General features: G+C 75.6%; 1 protein-coding gene. It reads right to left on the reverse strand.

Going from position 1 to position 3,181, the window contains the following annotated elements; translation table 11 throughout:
- Window positions 1-88 precede the first annotated feature (88 nt).
- The gene (locus AC069R_RS33990) at window positions 89-3,004 is read right to left on the reverse strand and encodes a helix-turn-helix transcriptional regulator (protein WP_478770551.1); all 2,916 of its coding nucleotides are present in this window, start codon (window positions 3,002-3,004) and stop codon (window positions 89-91) included.
- Between the last annotated feature and the right edge of the window lie 177 nt (window positions 3,005-3,181).

Genomic DNA, 3,181 nt, shown 5'->3' on the forward strand with positions numbered 1-3,181 from the left:
ACCCGCTACGACAAGACCACCCAGTCCTACCAAGCAGCCGTCACCCTCGCAGCACTCCTGATGTGGGCGTGACATTTGACGACAGATCCTAGGAGTCGCGCAGGGCGGCCGAACGCGCGCACAGGTCCGCGCGGTTGGCCGCCCCCGTCTTCGTGATCAGGCTGGCGATGTGCTTCTCCGCCGTACGCGGGGAGATGAACAGCCGGTCGGCGATGTCCTTGTTGGACAGCCGCTCCGCGAGCAGCCGGAACACCTCGAACTCCCGGACCGTGACGCCCTGCGCGCGCAACCGGTCCGGGATACCGCTGCTCCCGGTGCGGTGCTGGCGCACCGGGGCGCCGAGCCGGCGCAGCCCCGCCCGGCAGGCGCCCGCCACGGCCGGGATGTCCCGCTCGTGGAAGTAGTCCTCAGCCTGCCGCAGCCAGGTCACCGGATCGCCCCAGCCGTCCTGGTGCGCCGCGTCCGCGACCAGCCGCAGCCCCAGCTGCCGGGCCAGCGGATACGGCTCCGCCACCGTCCGCGCCGCCTCCACCGCGCGCGCCGCCCGGTCCCCGGCGCCCTCCCGGCCCAGCAGCACGGCCTCCGCGAGCAGCACGAAGTGCCGGTTCCAGCGCATCCGGGCCATCGCGGTGGCGGTGATCTCCACGTGCCGGGCGCGGTCCGCGCGCCCGGCGAGCACGTCCAGCAGCAGCACCAGGCCGTGGGTGCCGCTGAGATGGTAGGTCGAGGGGTTGTCCGCCTCCAGCGCCAGCACCGTGCCCAGATCCTCGCGGGCCAGCTCCCGGTCCTCCTCCAGGAGCGAGCAGAAGGCGCGGGCCAGCCCGTGGGTCAGCGGCTCCTCCTGCGAACCGGCCCCGTCCCACTGCGCGAACGCGGCCAGCGCCGCCTCCATCCCGGCCCGGTCGGCATGGTGCGCCGCCAGCACGGCCTGCGCCATCAGGACGTACCGCACCGCGGGCGCGAGCCGCAGCCGCCGTACGACGGCCAGGCACTCGGCGGCGGTCGTGCGCGCGGTGTCGTAGTCGCCGCGCAGCACCGCGTCGAGTACGAGGATGCCGTCGACGGTGTGCACGATGTTGACCGAGCCGAGCCGCAGCGCCTCCTCGCGCGCCGCCAGCAGGCCCGCGGCGTCGCCGTCGGCGAGCCAGGCGTTGCCGGCCAGCCGGGTGGCCGCGTACATCCGTTGCAGGGGCAGCCGGTGGCGTTCGGCGGTGGCGAGGGCCTGGCCGAGCATCGCCTCGGACTCCTCCGGGTCCCGCTCGCGGGCCACGGTGGCGAGCAATTCCTGTGCCTGGCAGGCGACCACGGGCATCCCGTGGCGTTCGGCGGTGTCGGCGGCCGAGCGGGCCAGCTTCTCCGCGTGCTGGGTGCGGTCCGGACCCGGTGTGTCCAGGGCGAGGTAGGCGGCCGTCACATCGACGGCGGCGGCGGTCATCTCGTCCGGCGCGCCCGCCAGCACCTCGCGGGCACGGGCCACCTGCCGGTTGCCGTCGCTCCACCGCCCGGCCGTGTGGGCGACCTTGGCCAGCCGCGCGTGCAGCGTGGCGAGCCGGACCGGACTGAGCCCCGAACTGCCCAGCAGATGCAGATCCTCGGCCAGTTCGAAGGCGCGCGCGAAGTCCCCGGCCTCGGCGAGCGCGGGCAGCAGGTTCTCCAGAACCGCGGCCCGGCCCTGGGCGTCGCCGGCCTCGGCCAGCAGCGTCTCGGCCCGGCTGAGCAGGGTCACGGCGGAGCCCAGCGCACCGGCCGCGAGGGCCCGCCCGCCCGCGTCCGCGAACAGCAGCCCGGCCGCGCCCCGGTCCCCGGCCTCGCTGCGCAGCCCGGCCGCCAGCGCGCACCAGTCGCCGCCCAGCTCGGGGTGCAGCTCCTCGACCGCCTCCGCGCCCCGGCGCGCGAGCTCGGCCCGCTGACCGGGCGTCATCTGCGTGAACAGGGCGTCCACGGTCAGCGAGTGCCGGAAGGAGTACCAGTCGGGGGCCGGTTCGTCGGGGATCACCAGACGGGCCGCGACGCCCGCGTGCAGATGGCTGAGCAGCGCGCGGTCGTCCACGCCGCTCATCCGCTGGAGCACGGTCAGCGGGAAGCGCCGGCCGAGGACGGCGGCCGCCGACAACAGGGTCAGGCCCTGCGCGCCGAGCCGGTCGATGCGGCGCAGGATGTCCCGCGCCAGCGTCGAGGAGACATCGCTGCGCAGATCCCCGACCGCCCGCCAGCCGTCCGGGCCCTGCACCAGGGTGCCCGCCCCGATCATGGTCTGGAGCAGCTCCTCGACCAGGTACGGGCTGCCGGAACTGTCCTCCCACAGCCGCTGGAGCACCGGCTCGGGCACCTCCCGCGGGTCCGCCGCGCCCAGTTGGGCCGCGATCATCTCGTCCGCCTGCTCGCGGGTCAGCGGCGGGATCTCCAGCAGGGTGGCGGCCCCGCGCCGGCGCGCGGACTGGGCCAGGTCCAGGGCGTCGCTGAAGTCGGTGCGCACGGTGGCGAGCAGCAGGACGGGCGTGTACTCCAGGTTGTCCACGAGGTATTCGAGGACGCCGAGCGTCTCCGGGTCGGCGTCGTGCAGGTCCTCCAGGAGCAGCAGCTGTCCCTGCCCGCGCCCGGCCGCGATGAGCAGCCGCAGCACCGCCTCGCCCAGGATGACCATGGAGCTGCTCTCGCGCTCGCCGGTGTCCCAGTCGGGGATCAGCCGTCCGAGCACCGGCCGGTACGGGCCCAGGGCCAGGTCGTCCATGGCCGCGCCGCCGCGGAACAGGGACATCAGCGCCTCGGTCAGTGGCCGGAACGGCACCGCCGGGCCCGTGGTGCTGCTGCGGCCGCGCAGCACCCGCATCCCGGCGTCGAGCGCGCCGCCCACGACCTCGGCCGCGAGCCGCGACTTGCCGACCCCGGCCTCGCCGACCAGGAAGACCACACCGCCGCGTCCCTGTTGAGCGCCGGTCAAGGCACGTTCGAGCAGGTGGAGTTGGGGACCCCGCCCGACCAGGGAAGGCGCATGGGAACGCATGAACGCAGATGATAATCGGAATATCGCCACCTGGGGCAGGGCGCCCCATCCGGACCGGATCGCTCCGCTTGGGCACACGGCGGCGGGGGGGGGGGGGGGGGGGGGGGGGGGGGGGGGGGGGGGGGGGGGGGGGGGGGGGGGGGGGGGGGGGGGGGGGGGGGGGGGGGGGGGGGGGGG

This window comes from Streptomyces sp. NPDC043952, from assembly GCF_056435325.1.